The following is a 19310-nucleotide window of genomic DNA, read 5'->3' as shown; positions in this document are numbered from 1 at the left end:
GTAATAGAATAGCTTGGTTTCAAGTAATAACTGCAACCCCTTTATGCTGCAAGCAGATCTTCTTGCAGCCCTATAAATAATTCATTCGGTGATCTTTCACCCCGACTCGCTCTTGGTCTACTATTCAGGCGATCCATTACAAATTGAACCTGCTCGTCTGTTACTTTATTAAAGTCGGTACCCTTTGGGAAATACTGTCGAATGAGGCCGTTAGTATTTTCATTGATCCCTCTCTCCCAGGATGAATATGGATGAGCAAAGTAAATTTCAGCGTCTAAGCCTTCTGCAATCGTTTCATGACCAGAGAATTCAAGACCATTGATCCTACCCACCAACGACGGACACTCTCTTAAGCGATAAACTACGCAGCAGAGGTGCCCTATGACAAGATCAAGTAAACCAACCAAAACCACTCGTAAACAATACTCAGATGAGTATAGAAAAGATGCTCTGGCACTGGCGCTCAAGGTCGGGGTAAGCGTTGCCGCTAAACAGCTTGGGTTGCATCCTTCCCAGATTTACGGATGGCGAAGTAAGGCTCAGTTACATCAGAGCCGAGGGGATGCCGAGAGAGAGCTGGCGACAGAAAATGCTCGACTTAAGCGGCAGCTGGCTGAGCAGGCAGAGGAGCTGGCGATCTTAAAAAAGGCCGCAGCGTACTTTGCAAAGAGCCTGAAATGAGGTACGCCTTCATGCAAAAGCACAGGCATGAATTCAGCATCAAAGCGATGGCCAAGGTATTGGGCGTATCTCGCAGTGGCTTTTATAACTGGGTGTCAAGATCGGCTGACCAATCCAAGTACCAGCAGTACCGAATGCAGCTCGATAGCTTGGTACAGCAGCGCTTTATAGCCAGCAAAGAACGTAGCGGCGCCCCTCGTCTGACGAAGGAGTTGGCCAGTGAGGGGAGTAAATATAACCAGAAAACAATTGCTGCCAGCATGCATCGACAGGGCCTACGGGCTAAAGCAGGCAGGAGATATAAAGCCACAACCTACTCAAAACATGGTCTGCCAGTAGCTCCAAATTTGCTCGAGCAGAACTTTAATGCTGAAGCGCCGAATCAGAAATGGGCTGGGGATATTACCTACCTACGAACGGAAGAAGGTTGGTTATATCTGGCTGTAGTGATAGACCTATATAGTCGGCTGGTTATTGGTTGGGCGATGTCAGAAACGATGACGGCTACATTGGTCTGTGACGCCCTTCAAATGGCTTTATGGCGACGTAAGAAACCTACGAATGTTATCGTGCATACAGACAGGGGAAGCCAGTATTGCTCTAAAGATTATCAATCTTTAATTACAGCGTATGATCTGCGGTGCAGCATGAGCGCCAAAGGTAATTGCTATGATAACGCTTGTGCAGAAACATTCTTCCACTCACTTAAAGTAGAAGCAATCCATGGTAACCGCTTTCCTACAAGGCGCCTCATGAGAGAAACCGTATTTGAGTATATAGAGATAGACTACAATCGAAATCGCCTACACAGCGCCAATGGCTATCTCAGCCCTGAGGCGTTTGAGGAACAACTAGTCGCTTAGTAGTGTGTCCGTTGTTGATGGGTAGGATCACATTGTCGAAGGTAATTGTTTTGATTTTATCTTTGATGCTCACCATATGACTAACCGCTGCTTCAGCCAACAAGTCTGATCGTTTACCTGTCAATCTAACAATAACCGTGTATAACGTCTTGCGTTCAACCATAGTCAGCAAAGCTCCGCCACGTCCCTTGCCTATAATGGTATCACCTTCCCAGTCACCTATCCGATTCATCCGATCAACAACTGCTGGCCGATCATCTATGCTCACTCTGTTTTTGATCTTTCCGCGTCGATCATACTTCCCGTAGCGCTTGCGATAAGGCTTTGATGCAACCCTAAGATGCTTGTATAAGTCTCCACCATTTGTCTGATCTAAATAAATAAGTTGATAGATCGTCTCATGATGTAACGATACACCCGTATGTCTCCTTAAATAGCTTGCAGTCTGCTGAGGACTTAATTCTTTCCGAGTTAGGGTATCTATTTGTTGCCACACGCTATCAGTCACTTTCTGTGCCTTATACGCTTGCTGGCGTCTTAGCTCCGCAAGGGTGTGTGCTTGTCCTGGCCGATATCCTCGTAAGCCTGTATTACGTCGCAGCTCTCGGCTGATCGTCGAGGGATGCCTCTCTAACAATTTTGCTATTGCTTTCTGAGAGTGTCCGGCTTTTCTTAAGCTGTAAATCTGGTATCGTTCGTTCTCGCTCAGTTGGTAGTAGCTCATCAGTGCCTTTCTCTTGGTCGGGAGAGGTGCCGACTCTACCAGCTGAGCTCTCCCTTACCAATTGCACTTATTATCCGAAACCAAGTCGAAAAAGGAATAGATGGTCTAAAACTTTATACAGAATTTTTGGTGAATATATATTCGAAATTCTCACCTTTACTGTGAAGATAAATGTTTTTAAGGGGGTGCCCGAATTGCAAGTTTTGAAGTTTTCATTACGAAATACCTGCCTTCATAAATAATAATGCCAAGAAATGAAGGGTGGGCTTATAGGGGATAATCCTATTTAATCACCGGCTAGCTCGGGTGGCTGTTAGGATAGCTAATTTAAGTGGTTTAGCCATAGTGCAAAGGTGGGAGGGGCTTATTTCGACTCTTGGTACTTTTGAGCTCGCTATTAAATTAGATCTGGGATGGGGCGAGATCATTTTAAGGATATTCTCGCCTCAAGATTAAGAGTTCCAGTTTTATGTTAGCGCTTTAGCCTATCCATACTCTTGTATAAACACGCTTTTGCTCGAGAGTGTCAACAAACTCATCCCGATCGTGAAGAATCCGGGTGTTGTCGATAAATATCATGTCTCCTGAGTTCATATAGAAGCTGATAACGTTTTCTTCATTGTTTAGCTCCCCGTCGAGCATGTCTAAAGCCTGTAATACCTCCTTGGTTAATGGTTGATCGACCCGTTCGTGACCTTTTTCAATCCAGTAGCGCATATAACGGATTGATAACTTACCCTTTTCATAGCTGAAAATGGGGAAGTGATTGTTAAGGATACTCTGGAGGTTCTTGTCGCTGCCTGGGGTGACAAGATCGCGTATATAGTTATCATAGAGTAGAGCGAGCTTGCCAGGTTCTCTTTCTCTCAGGGCCTCGTGGACCTGTGCTGCGGAGACCACTTTGGATTTTCCACCTTTTATCGCAGGGGTGATACAGCACAAGCCGAGAATATTGGGCTGGATCGTACGTTGCGAGCTGTCTGTATGTACCCCGGTAGCAGCATTAGTTTGTGATACCGGAATTGCTTCATCTTTATAGCTTCTACCTGTATCCAGGATACCGTACAACCTGCCATAGGTATCAATAGTTTGCCCCATTGCCAAGCTGATATTTAAGAACAAAATATTGAGTGTATCTTGATCGAAGCCATCAATCCCCTGAATCCAGGTTATGCCGCTTCCGTGTGCAATTTCTTGCTTGATCTGTTGGGAAAGTTGATCAAACTGTGGGGTTGGTACTGAGTCGGCTCTCAAGGATTCAACAGGATAATCCTGATTGGAAGCCCAATCTTGAAGAGCTTTTACCTCCTCTTGCCAGCCGGAAGGCCAAGCAAACTTCCAGTTGGATTTTGAGGCTATATCTGCAGTCTTCCACGCTTGAGCGCACACTTCTTCTCTGGGAGCCAGTTCAATCATTTACTTGTACCTTAAATAAAACATGCAGAGGGTAACCTTTCATAGGACCAAAGAATTCAGGGTCCAATGCCAGGTGTTCGTCTGTTACCGCAAGCTCATTCACCTGCGGCAAAAGATTAAACCCGGCTGCTTTGAGTGCTTCGAAGTAATGTGAAAAGGTTTTGTGTACACAACGCACAGATACTGGAATTCCATCTCTGCGCCAGATTTTTCCTTCGAAAGTTTGATTGATGCCATCGAAATAGCTTTTTTCTCCATGCTCAAAGTAAAACGGTGGTGTTTCTTCACGCATAAATGGTAGACAAGGATGGGGCACGGTAAAAACAAAGGTCCCGGTGGAGGCTAACAGTGATCTAACCTTTGTCATTACCTGAGTCATCTCTTCGATCGTGAGATAATTGAAAAGAAATACAGCAATGGCCTTGTCGAAGCTCTTTTGTGGGAATTGGTCAAAAGTCACAGCATTAGCAGCCGTATAACTGGCAGTGGATAGTTCGAGCTCTGCTGCCATTGCCTGTGCTTGACCGATCATCTCCGCAGAAGAATCGATGCCAAATATCGAACGAGCACCATTTTCCAGAATCATGCGTGAGACGTAACCCTCGCCACATCCAAAGTCCAGAATGTCTTGCCCAGCAATATCTCCCAACTCCTCAAGAACTCGAGGTCTTGCAGTAAAGTCACTTAAAAGGACCTTCTCAGATCGCAACCAGTTGCCTGCTTGGGCGTTATAGATTGTTTCAGTTGATAAGGGCTGGTTCATCCTGAGCCACTCCAGATGCTTGTCGAGTATAATTATTTAGATTTTCGAGAGGCTTTTGCGGACCCCTAATTGCACGTTCCAACATGCCATCCCAGAAGGCCGCCCTTAAATTCAAGGCTTTAAGTACTCCGTGACGAAGACGTTTGCGGCCCTCCTCTGTATTGGCAAAATCCAATGCGATTTGGTTTAAGCTTTCTGCATGGTCATCATCAATAAGTGTGTGAACAGAGAAGAAGCAATAATTCTTCGGCTGAAACTCTGGTAAGCTTTTTAAGCCTTTTTCAATGAAAGGATAAATAGAGCTGACGACATGCTCTGTACCTAATCCTAAAGCGCCGATAGCTTCTTCAGTAGAGCCATAAAGCAATACTCCGGAGAGCATGTCATACCATATAGCAGCATCATCGGAGATTCCTATTTCTGGTGTTCCGCGTACCGCCCTTTCTCTGAAGGTCTCAAACAGCTGTGCATGGGGGATGTTCCGGACCCAGCTTGCACTGATCCCATGAGTCTCCAGCTCTATAAGCTCTTTTTCTTCATAGTGTCCAGACTCTTCTGCGAGATTTTCCAGAAGAATGTTCCGGTGCTTCGGGGTAGTCAATCTGGAAATCACAGCAGTGAGTAAGTTTACAAAACGGGATGAATAAACCCCGTACTGTTGAGCAAAATCCGCGACCGCATAGCGAAAGTTTGGAAGGGATGCACTGCTGAATTGTTTGAGATATGGGTGGTTGATAGCCCTGTGCTTTAGCGCTTCTTCAGAGAGTTGCTCTAGCCAGGCTCTTTTATGATTATTCATCTGAAGCCTTAAATTCCATCTGTTGAGCCGAAAGTTGGCAACCTTAACAAGTAATTATTTCAGTTTGCTAACGAACATCCTGTGTGAATAGCGTTTAATGGTTGCTCGACCAGTAAACGGATTTTGAGTATACGGATTAAAATTTTTTCTAGCAATATCATGATTATTATTCGCGGATACCGGTTTTTTGTTGCCTCTGTTTTCTTGATAAAATTTAATTAGTTTTTGGCTGTGGGGTGTGTGGCTATACCTACTTGTAGGTATTTATTTTCTGATATATTGAAATTAATGGGCTTTCGCTTCTTGTGTTTCCCCTTTTCCATTTATTTGTAATTGTGTTTAATTCAAGAAAATTTAATTTTCTTTTTGTCGGCTTCTATGTTTTGTTTGTGTGTATGGCTTGGAGTTGAAGGATTTATTTGGTATTGAGTTTTTTTGTGCTCTTATTATTGTAAGCTGGATCGAAGTATAAATTGATATAAATCAATTCAAGGGTTGTTTATTTGTGGTTGGAGCTTGGAGCTTAAGTTGAGTCCCAGTATGAGTGAAAAAAAGCATAAGTTTGATTGCTGTTGGAAGGATGTTTTGGTTTGGAAAGTTAGGAGAGCTTTTTTGATTTAAGGTTTTCTTTACTATTTGTATAGTTGGTACCAATTGGGCTTTCTTGGCAGCATCATGATTTTATGTCGATAAATAGGTGGTGTGATTTCAGGGTAGAGGCTGCTAACGAGGCAGTAATTGGAAAGAAAAATTCTCTTGTAACTAAATGGCCTTTGAGGATTGAGTTGCTGGCTAGGGTGGGCCTAGAGATTGTATGTAAGAAAGCAATCGGCATACTTAGCTACCGCAAATGTTCACCTATGTAGATGTAATTGGTACTTTATATATGGAACGCTCGGTCATCTGACCAGGGGCCGAGTAAAGGATACCTGCATTCTCTATCAATTAAGTTGACTTAGAAGGAAATAGATACTAACCAATAGCTCATTAAGCCCCGAATGCTATTGTCTATTCTTCTTGGAGAAATGACTGTTTGTACCGCTAGTCTCGCTTTTGAGCAATCTCATTGCACTACCAGCCCAGGCGAACTCAAAGGAACTGCAAGCTTTGCCTCGGTTTTTAGAGGTGGATCGTGGCAGCAACTCTTATTGACTCAGTAGTTTTCTGTGATCTTTTCAGCACGCAGGCAATGCGAGATATTTTTTCAGATAAACAGAGAGTTCAGTACTACCTGGATGTCGAGGCGGCTCTGGCAAAAGTTCAAGCGCGATTGGGGATCATCCCCGAGGAGGCGGCGAAAGAGATTTGCAGCCACTGCAATGCCGATGAGATTGATTTCGTACGCTTAAAGGCCCAGACAGAGTTGATTGGTTATCCCGTTTTTGGGGTTGTACAACAGCTGGTAGCATTGTGTGATAAAGGGCTGGGACAATGGTGCCACTGGGGAACTACAACCCAGGATATTACTGATACAGCTACCGTTTTACAGATTCGTGCGGCATTGGAATTGATAAAAACTGATGTGGGAGCAATCTCAATTGCATTAGCTAAATTGGCGAAAGAGTATCGGGATACACCGATGGTGGCGAGAAGTAATTTGCAACAGGCTGTACCAATAACTTTTGGTTATAAAGCGGCTGTATGGCTGGCTGGTTTCCATCGACATCAGCAGCGCTTAGAAGAAATTAAAAAGCGTGCACTGGTTGGGGAGTTTGGTGGTGCAGCGGGAAATCTGGCCTCGTTAGGGAGCCAGGGACTGGCGGTACAGGCGGGGATTATGGAGGAGCTTAGGCTTGGAAAGCCATGTATTGCCTGGCATACCATGCGAGATAGAATCACTGAGGTAGCCTGCCTGCTGGGGTTGATCACTGGCACGCTGGGAAAAATCGCTCTCGATATTAAATTAATGGCGCAGACAGAAGTTGGCGAGGTTTCAGAACCATTTACGTCCGGGCGAGGAGCTTCCAGTACGATGCCACAAAAACATAACCCTGTTTCTTCAGTTTATATCAGTGGCATTGTGCCGATTATCAGGCAGCAGGTGGCAGCTCTGCTCAATGCTATGGAGGAGGATCATGAGCGAGCTACGGGTACCTGGGAAATTGAGTGGGTGGTACTTCCTGAAATATTTTGCCTGTCGGCTGCAGCCTTGGCACAAGCGCGCTTTACTTTAAGTGGACTTAATGTGCACCCGGAAAATATGATGCGAAATCTAAAACTGACTGGAGGCCAGGTTTCCTCTGAGGCAGTTATGATGGGATTGGGGCCTAAGATTGGACGCGAGAAAGCCCATGACCTAGTATATCAGATCTGTTGTGATGCGGTGGAAAGCGGGCAGTCATTTGCAGAGTTATTGAAACAAAGCCCGGAAATATCTGCAAATCTCAGTTCCAGTGAGGTGGATGAATTATTGGATCCCAAGAACTACTTAGGCTTGTGTGGTGAGATGGTTGATCAAACCCTGGCTGGGAAGGAGCGGTAAAGATGTTTATTTGAATAGTAAATCTCTTCAGGCTGGGGTTTCTTGAGTTATGAAAAATTTAATTCGCTCTGAAGCTATACAGAGATTATGTCTTAAGTATTTATCGGCTTTGGAGCAAGGTGATTTGGAGGCTTTGAAGGCTGTTTTTACAGAAGGTGCGAGGGTTTATTCTCCGATTTTTGGGGAGTGCCAGGTTGATGATTTTTATTCCTATGTCACTAAGGCAACAGAAGAGCGTCACTTAGAGTTAAAAAATATTATGCAGGGAGTGATGAATCCAAATCAGGTTGCTATTTATATGACTTATACGCGTACTATAAAAGGCAAAGAGCCAGCTACTATTAATACGGTTGATATTTTTGACCTTGCTACTGACCTAAGTGGATTTTCTTCCGTAGCTATCATTTATGATACTGCTCCAGTTAAGAGTGATTTTAATTGAGAAATTCTTATGGGTTAGATCTTACTGTGTAAAGGCATGGCACAAATTTATGTGCCATGCCGACATCCTGTCTTTTTATAAAACTAACTCTTCATTTAATCGTAGTATAACTAGTGAATGACGCTTTCTAGTGCTTTCACTAAGCCAGAAGCTGGAGTGCTGTCTGGTATTGGGCAGTTGAAGCTCTCAGAATGCCCATAGCTATAGCCATAAAGCAGGTTGCAGGCCATGACCTTGTGACCTGCTGTAGTAGGATGTACCGAGTCACCGGTAGGGATTATTTTGCCCTGATCTGCCAGGAAAATATTAAAAGAGGTTCTGGCATTTTCTACCGCATTTTTAATCTGGGTATTGTAGTAATCGGTGCAGTAGTTTTGGGGGTCTTGCCCGTCAATATTCCTTCGGCGAGGAATCATCGAGATTACAAAGGCAATATTTTTATCGGCTATGCCTAATGAAGAAAGGTGGCTATATATTTTACCTACCAAAGTAGATTTATCGGTACTATTTGCTGGTGACAATATGTTGGCAACAACCTGCTCCAGTCGACTGGCTGAGGTGCCTCCTATCTCAGGTATGGCACTACAGTTAGTGGCGCCATTCATATTTAAGAATGTAATATCGTTGGTTCCCAGTTGGATAGGTATCACAACGGCATCAGTGCCGGAGAGGCTTTGACTCAGCTGGCAGGCTTGGTTACCTAACCATCCGGCACTGTTACTGTCTTCCCGGCAGATTTCGGTAGCTACCGAATTGAAGTTAGCAATGGATTGAGCACAGCTGGCAAAATTATAGCCAGATGGAACTTGATGACCTGTAGGGTTTAGGAAGCAGAGCATATCGCTTGTGGTGGCTCCTGGGATTCCCGAGTGCCAGTAATTCCTGCTTTGTTGTGCCAGGTCCTCTGGGCCAGTTGGACCATTTACAGTTCCGATAGTGTGTATGGGCTTGCCACTATAGAGAATTTGGAGGGAGCCATTGCTCTCACTTGTGGTAACCGGGAAACTGGATTTGCCATTGGAGGCATCGAGGAGGTGTTGCCAAATTTGGGAGCGGAAGCCGTTGGAGTTGAAGGGGAGGGTAGTCATGCCATAGGTGATCGAGTCCCCAATGAGCCAGAGTTTTATACTGTTGGCATTGCCTTTATTGGGATTGGACGGCTCAGTGGGCTGGGGCTCTGGTTCTGTAGGTTCAGGGGCACTTGGCGGAGAGGGTTCTGTTACGCTATTGGACTGGCAGCTAGTGGTCAGGTTTGGCTGGATATTTTCACCCGTGTACTCACCATTAAAACCAAATGCCCGAGCCTCGCCTGGAGGAATAGTGTCCTGGCCGCTGGCAGTTACTGTACCGCTATTTTCACTTATCAGAGCATTCCAGTGATGGGCCACCTTTTGGTTACCTGGCCATTGCCACTCAACCCGCCATTTTTCAATGGGGGTATTTCCAGTGTTGCGGATAACCACATTAGCCATAAAGCCATTGCCCCAGTCATTTTGTACAGTGTATTCCACAGTACACCGGCCAGAGGATGACAGTGGGGGAGTAGGTTCCGGGCTTGGTGCAGGTGTTGTGTCTGGTGCTGGAATTGGCTGTGTTGTTGGGGATTCAGTGGACTCAAACCATTTAAGTGCGTAGGCACGGAACTCTCGCTCTGTAGGTAGGGTACCCTGCTTTGCCTGAAAATCGCTCAGGTATTGTTTGGCGTCCCGATAGAACTTTTGGTGTGTTTGGTAAATCTGTTTTTTGTTCCCATCGTTGTTGATCAGCCAGTAGCCGACAAACTCATTAGCCCAGCTATCATACTCGTTACCATACATCTGCCAATACAAGATAAAAGGAGTCCCCCACTCCAATGAAGTTTTAATCACATTGCGCGAGAGCATATCCTGTGCTTCTCCAGAGCGGGTGCCCCAGTCTTTGAACCAGGATTCACCATATCCGTACTCGCCAATAAATACTCGTTTTTCAAATGGCAAGCCTGCCTTTGTGGGAAGCTTTGAATTAATGAAATCTAAAGCTTTCGTTAACTCAGTATGTAAGGTGGCGAAGTCTGAGTGTCTTTCCTTGGTAGTCAGGTCATAAGCTGAGTAAGACACCAGATCCACATTAGTGTGGGGCAGTACGGCATTAGTAATACGCTCCTTCCCCTGCATTGCCGATTCAACCCTATTGACTTCAACATAGTGATACAGGTTGACATCGGAGTGAGCTATATTGGCTTTAGCATCATCTATGGCCTTCTGACGAATATTGAGCCAGTCGATTAATCCCTGGATTCGTATGGGGTCGATTTTTTCCTGGTTGTCATCACGGGTTCCGTCTGCCTTTTGCACCAGGTTCCAATCCCCTTCCCAGTGGCCAATCATAAAGGTTTTACCAGATCCGTTATATTGCGTTAGCAGGTATTCAGCCAGGGCATAAATTTTATCGTATTGCCAGGTTAGTTCATCTTTGGACATGCCCTTGTTGTCCATCCAGGAGCCTGAATCTTCCACCCAAAACATATAGTGGGAAAAATCCATTTCCAGGACCTCACGATAAGCGGGCACTTCTTCAAGCATGCGTTTGAATTGGTAGTCCAGCCCTTTGCCTCGTAGTTCATCATACAGGCCCGTGGAGAGAGCAATCTTAAGAAAATTCGAGCCCATTGCATGAATGGCCTTGGCAGACTCCACAAGGGAGCCTTCTCCAGTAAAACTGTACTTGGGACTGATTGTCTGGGTACCGAGAATGTAGTTGTAGCGCTCAATTGGGGATAGCGGAGTGCTTGTTGGTGGTTCAGTAGGTGTTGGGGGCGTAGGTGCTTGCTTATTACAGCTGGCATTTATCTTGGATGGGATCTGCTCTCCTCCAGAGTAGGAGATATTAAACCCAAAGGACCGCGCCTCGCCTGTTGGTATGGTGGCAAAATCGCCAGTTCCCTCCGCGGTAACGATATTGCCGCTTTGACTAATCTTGGCATTCCAGGAGTGATCGATCACTTGGTCTGCGGGCCACTGCCAGTCGACTGACCAGCCATTGATGGGCTCATTGCCAGTATTTCGAACCACTACAGCGGCCATGTAACCAGTATTCCATTGGCTCTGAACAACCAGGTTCACGTCGCAGTTTGTAGCTGCGAGCGCCTGACCAAATAGCCCTAATAAAAGTAAAGGAATCATGCTTGCTTTGAAGAGTCGGATATGCATCAAGAAATCACTAATTATTAATATTTGTACCAATAGCTAAGGCTCCTCTCTGGCGATAAAGTTTCGTCTAAAGGAGTTAAGCTGACTAAATGACTACTCATCCACAGGTTCTGTTGACTCGTGAGTGCTTCAAAATTTATCGGGGGCTAGAGGAATCTCGAGTAATTCTGTTTACGCTTCAAATTGGTGCGCGCTTTTTTGTTGGAATCGTCAGAAATTCATCAAAGCTAAACTAAAAACGCTTTGGTCATCTCGAATGATCCTTTCAAAGTAAGTGGAAATTACATCGACCTCGGACTATGAATGATATCTATATTTAATAAATCCTAATGGCAGATCTGGTATTGCGAAGTACCCTGGCTTTGGGTGGATTGGGAGTTATTGCAAACCTGTGGATAGCGTTCATGAAGTATCATGGAACCCGCATGCCAAAGTAATAACTTACTAAAAAGTTGCGAATCAAGGAAGAATATTGCCATACCTGTCTAAGCTTTATTACTGTATAGGTTTGTCGCTATCAGGAAGAAATAATAGAAATAATAAAAGTACAGTCACGTAGTTGTACTTCGTAAAGCCGGCTGTAGAGCCAGTTTCTTTTACTGCGTTATCAGAATAATTTTTGCAAGTATGGTCAGTCGTCTTTCCATGGCTAATGCTATGTGTAGGCGTCGCTACCGTAAAATTTTTGGAGAAAATATGAATAAAATAATAATCAAGATTTGTGTGGTGCTCTTGGGGCTAGTAGGCGCTTCCCCTTTTGCGTTCGGTGCGGACTGGTTGCTGGGTACTGGTAAATACGATATTACGGGCCCAGCCGCCGATGTTGGTATGGTTGGCTATGGTGAGACAGGGCAAACAACAAAGGGTATTCACACCCGTTTGTGGTCCCGCGCGTTTATTATCGGGAATCAACAGAATAGTCGGCGTCTAGTATTTGTATCTGCGGATCTGCAGGGCATTCCCCAGGGCGTTAAACAGGGTGTAATCGCCAAACTTAAAAGTAAGTATGGTAACAATAGATTCAGTGATGAGAATGTCATGCTCACAGCAACTCACACGCATGTGGGACCTGGTGGTTACGATCACTATGTAATGTTAAATATGAGCGCATTGGGTTACGCGGGAGATAATTACAGTGCGATTGTGGAAGGTATTTACCAGTCTATTGTCTCAGCGAATAACAGCCTGAAGGAGGGCGATATTTATCTGGATCAGGGGACCCTGCTCAATACCAGTGTTAATCGCAACCCAGAACCTTACGCACAAAATTCCGATATTAGTAATTACCAATACGATACTAATAAAACCATGAGTCAGCTCAAATTGGTGGGATCGGATAATGAGGTAATGGGGATTATCAATTGGTTTGCTGTGCACAATGTTTCCCTCGGAACCGAACAACGCCAGTTGAGTAGCGACCATAAAGGTGCGGCCAGTTATCTATTTGAAACCTGGGCTGCTGGCCAACCCAATACCTCAGATGGTTTCGTAGCGGCTTTTGCCAACAGCAACCTGGGTGATGCCTCTCCAAATGTGTGTGGCCCCAGAGATGGCTGCGGTACTAGTGAATATGCGAGTTTAGAGCTGGCTGCAGAAAAGCAGTTTTCCAAAGCGCAGTCACTATATGAGTCAGCAGCTAACAAGTTGATGGGAGAACTGGACTATCTCCATCAAATCATCTATTTCCCAGGCTACACAGTGGCGGGACAGTACTCTGGAGTAGGACAGCAGGATATATGTGAAGGCGCGGTTGGCTGGTCCTTTACAGCGGGTTCTACCTGGGATGGCCCCAGTGGAATTGACGGTATCTTCGAAGGTATGTCTGTAGATAATGAGGGTACGGAGTGGGATCGCAGCGAAAGCCTGTTTGAATCTGTAATTGATGGATTCCCGATATTTGGATTGATGAACGCCTTTTCTGCGGCGGCTGTTTTCAACGAGACTCAGGATGATCCCTGCCAATATCCCAAGCCAACCTTTGTAGAGCGTAAAGTGGTGGGGCAAGAGCTGTACACACCCTATTTACCATTTCAGATGTTTCGGATCGGTTCCCTTGCCCTGGTTGCAGCGCCCAGTGAGATGACTACTATGGCGGGGCGCCGTTTGGAAGAGCAGGTGCTCTCAGCTATGCAGGGTAATGGAATCTCTACGGTGGTGATTGCCGGTCTGGCGAATGCCTATAGTGGTTACGTAACTACACACGAAGAATTCGATATGCAGCACTATGAGGGTGGCCATACTATCTTTGGCCCCAACACCCTTGCAGCTTATCAGCAAATTTACACGGAGATGGCCTATGCCATGAACAATAATCTGGAAGTCGATGCAGGCCCAGCACCTGCAGATTTATCTAATGACCAGGTGATTCACGTTATTGGGGTGGTTTATGATGATAAGCGCCTTTGGGAATCTTTTGGGCAAGTCTGGAATGATGCCGGTAACAGCTACTCTGCTGGAGACATGGTGAGCGCCTCTTTTCGCTCTGGACATCCTCGCAATAATTTCAGGACTGGCGGCACGTTTATTGAGATTCAGCGAAAAGTGAATGGTAGCTGGGAAACCTATCTTACGGATAATGATTTGGACACCCGTTTTATCTGGACCAGGGATACCGCTATAGATTGCCTGGCTTGTTCCTTTGCTGAAGGGCAGTGGACAATTGGTGAAAGTACACCAGCTGGTACATATCGTATTAAGCATTACGGAAACTGGAAGAGTGGGTGGACTGGGAAAATTTCCGGCTACAGCGGTACGTCAAGCAGCTTTACTGTAAATAATTAATCAGTTATTAGTTTGATAAAGTGGCATGGCCAGGGAAAAAATTTCTACAAATGTTTCATGCCACTTTTATTTACATTCCTCGCCAATTGCACTTAGTATCTGAAATAAAGGATTCATTGAATCTAGAAAAGTGGAAAAATATTACCTTTCTGGTCATCAGACTCCACGTATCTTTTACATCGCCATAAGGTCATTTTTGAATTGCATTGTGAAGGCTCTTCGTTACGGCGGTAGCATATTTGATACGGCCGCTCAATTTTCCAACCCCTTCTTACATTCTTGTAGGTCTCGAAGTTTGTGAATGATGGGTTCTTTCCACCAGTGACCTGTACTTCACAAATGCTGTCCCAGTCCTCCAGTCTGACTCCAACAGTAGACGCCAGCGAATAAGTTGCTATACAACTTAACAAGAAGAGTGGGAAAGCTGCTTTTACAATCATCTACCCTGCCTGGCTCACCGCCACAAAGTTTTAAAAATTTAGGAGATTATAGTGTTGCACGCTTTCATTGGCGAATTGTTATTGGGCACATATATTTGGCTGATAAGAACCAGGACATACAGTCATATTGTGTCGGGAGTATTGCAAGAACTGATCTGGATTCGATAGCTTTTTCTACTACTCTGGACCGGATCCGATATCGATTTCTGGATGCTCCCTCAGGATTCTCCCTGTTTCTTTTTGAAGCATTTCCAGTTTTTGTGTTGCTTCGGCGAGCTGTTTTTGGCTGACACCAAATTTCTTTCCCTGAGCGATTTGTTGCTCTATTTCTGTGATTTTGTGCTTTGCGGCTACAACAAAAGAGGCATATACGGTCTTTTTCTGGCGGGCCTCAAACTCCCGATAAAGATCGCGGGATGCCAGTTCCTCAAGTGTCGGTTTAATTCGTGGATTAACAGTGGGTGCTAGTGGTGGCGTACGTGGATCACCAGTTTTCATACTTTTCATTAGAGATTGCACAGCTGCGTTATTTGGCTTAGAGGGTAATGACAAGTTAGGACCAGCTCCATTTTCTGAATCTTGAGTGACTACGGAAATCGCCTTAAGGTTGTTACTTGGAGTTGAGGCAGATTTTTGGTTGCGCTTAACTGTGTCGACTCTTTCGTCAAAAGCTGAACTATGATTGTCTGAAGTTACTGTAACAGCGATCAATCCAGTAAGAGCAAAGGCTATGGCAATTAACAAAATTCGCAAGACAGCACCCTCTGGTTTAGCTGTATGGACGTATTTTTGTAAGCTTGTGACATTAGCGTATTGAATTTTTCTTGGAGCTTCTGTTGGGCAATAGCATTAGTGGCTCTATAGTGCACGGACTCACTCTCGATTGGCTGATAGCTAATTTCCCGCTGGTCTACCCAGAGTATTTCCCAGTGCACATCCCCGACTTTTGGGGGGCTGCGAAATGGTTTTGATACTGTATTTTCAGGGAGGCTAAATGCCATGGCGAGTGTCCAGTGATCGCGGTGGTTTTCTCGATCAATCCACCCTAGGCTGCCGTTGGAGTTCCGGCCTGTTGTATTAGAGTATTTCTGAATTGCTTTATGAAAGGGCAGGCCGGCTTTGATTTCCTTGTAGACAATATCAGCCTTTTCTTGTGATTCCAGACGGATATGATAGGCGTGAACCTTTTCAATGCGCTTGAAGTCCTCTTTGTGCTTTTTATAGTACTGATGAACTTCTTTCTTAGTTACAGATTTTGCGAGAGCTTGGAGGTGTGGGTTTTCATCGTGAATATCATGAATCAATCCCATATTTTGTAATAGAAGTTCACGCTGTAGGGCATACTCTATACACCGTTTGACGGTTGCGCGGGATACCTGGTCCAAGGATGAACCGGTTTCAAACCAATCTAACACATAGGCGCTAGTGAGCTGTTGCTTTATGGCCTCGCGGATGAATTCCAAATTCAAGTTGTGCATCTGTACCTTAAGCTGCATATTCTGGCGACGATATAAGTCCCATAAAGTCAATACTTGTTCAGCTTGTGTATCTCGGAATTTATAGCGAGCAATCACTAGCTGCTCTGCTGACTTCCGTTGTTCAGTTGTCATGGAGCTATAGAGCTTTTGCTGTAACTGAAGAACTGGTTTTAGTGCATTGATATTGAATGTCAGAGGAGCCGTTAGAAAATCCAGGCTGCTGTTTACGTTTGCAGACTGCATGGCCTTTTCAAGCGGGGTTTGGTAAGCGCTGCGAATCAATTTGAAGAGCTGTTGCTCAACCTGCGTATGGTAGTCGTAGCCTACAGTATTGTGGTTATCTATTACAGACTTTGTGGTGTTCATCGTGGCTAGCAGATGGCTTTCTAGAAGCCCTTTCAGCACTGATCTCCTGTTGACCTCTTTATCATGTCGACGTGCTGCTTTTATAAATACGTCTAATGCTGCTAGTGAGATATCTTCGCCATTAACTCTTGCTGCAATACGATCTGGTAGCGTTGCAGGTGAGTCCGCGAAAGCTAAAATGGTCACCATCATTACGGTGGCCAATACCCAGGGAACTCTCATCAGAATATCCTTAGACCACCAGCTGGGATTGCCGGTGGTGAGTGCTTAATTCTTATTGTTATTCACTGACTTGTTGAGCAGCGTGATTGAGGATATGAACCACCATTGCAATGGCATGAGGTACGACAGTTTTGGCCACTTGCAACCTGTCGTTATGATCGGTACTGGATAAAACAATGCCACCATTGGCATAGGCGAGGGCGCCGCCTTGAGTCAATAGGGGGCGAATATCATCGCTGCTTTGCCCTATAGCAGTAAAGTTAGACATGGCCTGAGCAACCAGTGCTTCGTCATTGAGGTTTTCGCTATCGTAGTAATCTGCAACCCAGCCCTCCCAACCGCTGTGGTTGAGTCCTGAGGTGGTCCACACATGGTGTGGCTGAAGCAGGTCTGTGGTATGCATTACAAAGCCGAGAGTTTGTGCGGTTGGTTGGGCAAGAAATTGGCTGTACCAGTACTGGCCGAGGTTGTCGATAGGTTGAAAGGGGATCTCCTCAAAGTCGTCATACATAGATTTAGAAGAATGGCTACCCTGGCGATAGTTAGCTTCAGTGATACCATAGGTATTGTATTCTGAGTCATCGGCTGACCACCAACCGGTCATCCCTCCGTTGCCGTCATCCAGGTAGTCGCCAACCAGCCAAGTGGCTGCCATATTATCGATGCTGTCCCACACGGTGAGCAGGTCATAGTTGTAGCCACCGAAGTCGTTCCCGTGAACATCTGAGCCGCGAGTGTGATTTTGGAAATGCCAATAGCTGGTGTAACCAACCAGTGAGGCACCAGCATTGAATACTGGTGCATAGACACAATCACCTGTGATTGCCCCGCACAGGTAAGTATCCTTGAAATCATCCACATCATAGGCGCCCTGGCCTAGCACTTCAGCAAATTCATCTACGCTGTATCCAGCGGCGTTCACCCAAGCTTTTAGTTTGTTGTACTCAGTTGCCTCTGGATTGTTGCGCATATACGAAACCGCATCAATTGCGATGCGCTTGTGGGTTATTTGCTGGAAAGCCTGCGCAGATGATGCAGTTAAGGCAGCGAAAATTAGGCCTGTGGTAAGCGTTTTCTTCACGACATATCCTAAACGATTTTTTTGTCTTTAATGGAATGCCTGCGGAAACCCACAAGCAGATTCGTGTAAGTATGCTGGTGTGAAATGACAGTATTAATGCGTTTATATGACGATAGCCAATTTGCCTCAGGCGATCAGTTAATCTGTGCGGCGAGCCTCATTTAAGCAGCATGAAAGAAAAGTTTCATTTTTATGAATTTTTACCCCGTTAGTCCCTTTGATAGAATTTCTATTTCTATTTCTATTTCTATTTCTATTTCTATTTCTATTGGAACTGACAGGGTTTGAGGTGTTGGTTTGGCAAAGGCTAAACTTTCAATTTATTTATTGCAAGGAAGAGAAAATCATCTTGAATTTCTAATTGTCAAACAGCTGCCTGCTGTTATTTTGTTAAAGCTTATGATGTGTTGGGTAAATCTCATACACACTGAGAATGCGATAATCTCCTGTGGTTCTATCGTGTTTCTGAGCGTAGATTTTCCAGTTAGTGCCTGTACGTATGCCAATCACTGAAACGGTGCGGTTTGCGCCATTGTAAAAACCTCGTTGATTGCTGGTGCCGTAAACAAAAGCGGTTCCATAAGTGGCTGCGAGGTTATTGCGAAGGGTATCGCCATTGACTGCTGCGGGCTGTACATGAGCAACGTCCAGGGCCGTACTTCCGACAACTGGGCGGATTACAAAAGAACAGGCGGATAGTTGACCGGTTACCATCATCGACGGACCAGTTGCACTGGGTAGTCGGTAAAAACCCAGATTAGCTGCACCTACATCCATATGTATGGAGTGGGTAAAAAACAGGTGTGGGTTTGTGGCCAGATAAAATGCATTGCCGCGGATTTGAAATGACTCAGTTGTATGCATGTTATGTGTGCCCAGTACAGTTCCTGGACGATAGGAGTTTCCTCCATTGCCAATGCAATATTGGGTTACCGCAGAGGCTCCTGGATCACCATAAATTCTAATGGGAAAGGTTTTTAGAAAATTTGATGTATTTGTCTGTAGTTGATTGAGTGCATTTGCCGGCAGAATAGCCATGTTAACTTTCCTTTTATAGTTCTAAAAAATGAAAACGCTGCTTTTATAGTTGTTGTCGCTTAATTGTGGGTGAAAAAATGAGATTAAGCTCCAAAATATAGATTTTTCCGAGCTGTCGATTTATTTGATTGCCAGATTAACATGTGTTTATTGAAATTCTCCGCAGATATTGGTGCCAATTTATTTTCTTGTCTCCGTTTTATACTTATACCATTCGTTAATGGGAGAAGGGTTGAGTTTACAATAATAGCTATAAAGAGAATGCAGGTAGGACTCCACTGAATCACTTTGGGTGTCTTTGACTCGGTGCTTTACAGCTTTTGGTAATCAGACCTGTCAATGAAACTGATAGTTCTGATTATCTGGTCCGGCGGTTCGATGATATATAGTTGCACGTAATATTGGCGTCAACCAAGGCGCTTGCCAGTCAATCGTATAGATAGTGAGGTGAGATGGACTATCAATCTTCAAAGAGCCCTGTATTGCAGTTATGGAAGAAGTTCGGAGGCTCTGCATTTGGGCGCTGGACTGTCTCCAAAGTAGTGG

Annotated in this window: 13 protein-coding genes and 1 pseudogene; 4 read left to right on the top strand and 10 right to left on the bottom strand. The window is 45.0% G+C overall.

Annotation, left to right across the window (positions count from 1 at the left end):
* Window positions 1–41: 41 nt before the first annotated feature.
* Window positions 42–332, bottom strand: coding sequence for an IS30 family transposase (locus GL2_RS00075; RefSeq protein ID WP_172621005.1), 291 nt, complete (start codon window positions 330–332; stop codon window positions 42–44).
* A gap of 49 nt (window positions 333–381) precedes the next feature.
* Between GL2_RS00075 and GL2_RS00070 the strand changes: the two genes are divergently transcribed.
* A protein-coding gene (locus tag GL2_RS00070; protein WP_143728718.1) for an IS3 family transposase occupies window positions 382–1544 on the top strand; the annotation gives its coding sequence in 2 pieces (ribosomal slippage) (window positions 382–640 and window positions 640–1544; 1164 coding nt in all).
* Window positions 1545–1575: 31 nt separating this feature from the next.
* Here the strand turns inward: GL2_RS00070 and GL2_RS00065 are convergent.
* The 4 genes and pseudogenes from GL2_RS00065 to GL2_RS00050 form a co-directional block, all read right to left on the bottom strand.
* A pseudogene (locus GL2_RS00065) lies at window positions 1576–2268 on the bottom strand (IS30 family transposase); the annotation flags it as partial.
* 480 nt (window positions 2269–2748) lie between these two features.
* The gene (locus GL2_RS00060; protein WP_143728716.1) at window positions 2749–3684 is read right to left on the bottom strand and encodes a TauD/TfdA family dioxygenase; all 936 of its coding nucleotides are present in this window, start codon (window positions 3682–3684) and stop codon (window positions 2749–2751) included.
* Entirely contained in the window at window positions 3677–4447 is a 771-nt protein-coding gene (locus GL2_RS00055; protein WP_143728715.1) for a class I SAM-dependent methyltransferase, read from the bottom strand. The genes GL2_RS00060 and GL2_RS00055 overlap by 8 nt, the downstream gene beginning before the upstream one ends.
* A complete protein-coding gene (locus GL2_RS00050; RefSeq protein ID WP_143728714.1) occupies window positions 4425–5246 on the bottom strand; it encodes a TenA family transcriptional regulator in 822 nt (273 codons plus the stop codon). The genes GL2_RS00055 and GL2_RS00050 overlap by 23 nt, the downstream gene beginning before the upstream one ends.
* 1189 nt (window positions 5247–6435) lie before the next feature.
* On the opposite strand from GL2_RS00050, the gene GL2_RS00045 reads away from it, so the two are divergent.
* Together GL2_RS00045 and GL2_RS00040 are read left to right on the top strand one after the other, a co-directional pair.
* On the top strand, window positions 6436–7728 hold the full coding sequence (locus GL2_RS00045) for an adenylosuccinate lyase family protein (protein ID WP_232053711.1): 1293 nt from the start codon (window positions 6436–6438) through the stop codon (window positions 7726–7728).
* Window positions 7729–7777: 49 nt separating this feature from the next.
* Window positions 7778–8170, top strand: a complete 393-nt coding sequence (locus GL2_RS00040) for a nuclear transport factor 2 family protein (RefSeq protein ID WP_143728712.1) — start codon at window positions 7778–7780, stop codon at window positions 8168–8170.
* Window positions 8171–8280: 110 nt separating this feature from the next.
* On the opposite strand, the gene GL2_RS00035 is transcribed toward GL2_RS00040, so the two are convergent.
* Complete coding sequence (locus GL2_RS00035) at window positions 8281–11331, bottom strand: cellulose binding domain-containing protein (protein WP_172621004.1); 3051 nt, start codon at window positions 11329–11331, stop codon at window positions 8281–8283.
* A 723-nt stretch (window positions 11332–12054) separates the two neighbouring features.
* Here GL2_RS00035 and GL2_RS00030 point away from each other — a divergent pair.
* Entirely contained in the window at window positions 12055–14139 is a 2085-nt protein-coding gene (locus tag GL2_RS00030; RefSeq protein ID WP_143728710.1) for a neutral/alkaline non-lysosomal ceramidase N-terminal domain-containing protein, read from the top strand.
* Between the two features lie 617 nt (window positions 14140–14756).
* Here GL2_RS00030 and GL2_RS00025 read toward each other — a convergent pair.
* The 4 genes from GL2_RS00025 to GL2_RS00010 form a co-directional block, all read right to left on the bottom strand.
* A complete protein-coding gene (locus GL2_RS00025; RefSeq protein ID WP_143728709.1) occupies window positions 14757–15332 on the bottom strand; it encodes a hypothetical protein in 576 nt (191 codons plus the stop codon).
* Complete coding sequence (locus GL2_RS00020) at window positions 15317–16645, bottom strand: peptidylprolyl isomerase (RefSeq protein ID WP_143728708.1); 1329 nt, start codon at window positions 16643–16645, stop codon at window positions 15317–15319. Before GL2_RS00020 ends, GL2_RS00025 begins: the two co-directional genes overlap by 16 nt.
* Before the next feature lie 58 nt (window positions 16646–16703).
* A complete protein-coding gene (locus tag GL2_RS00015) occupies window positions 16704–17726 on the bottom strand; it encodes a phospholipase (protein ID WP_143728707.1) in 1023 nt (340 codons plus the stop codon).
* A 390-nt stretch (window positions 17727–18116) separates the two neighbouring features.
* On the bottom strand, window positions 18117–18764 hold the full coding sequence (locus tag GL2_RS00010) for a hypothetical protein (RefSeq protein ID WP_143728706.1): 648 nt from the start codon (window positions 18762–18764) through the stop codon (window positions 18117–18119).
* Between the last annotated feature and the right edge of the window lie 546 nt (window positions 18765–19310).

Source organism: Microbulbifer sp. GL-2, assembly GCF_007183175.1.
Lineage (GTDB): Bacteria > Pseudomonadota > Gammaproteobacteria > Pseudomonadales > Cellvibrionaceae > Microbulbifer.
The sequence above is the reverse complement of the archived record's forward strand: the minus strand, read 5'-3'. Positions and strand labels throughout refer to the sequence as shown.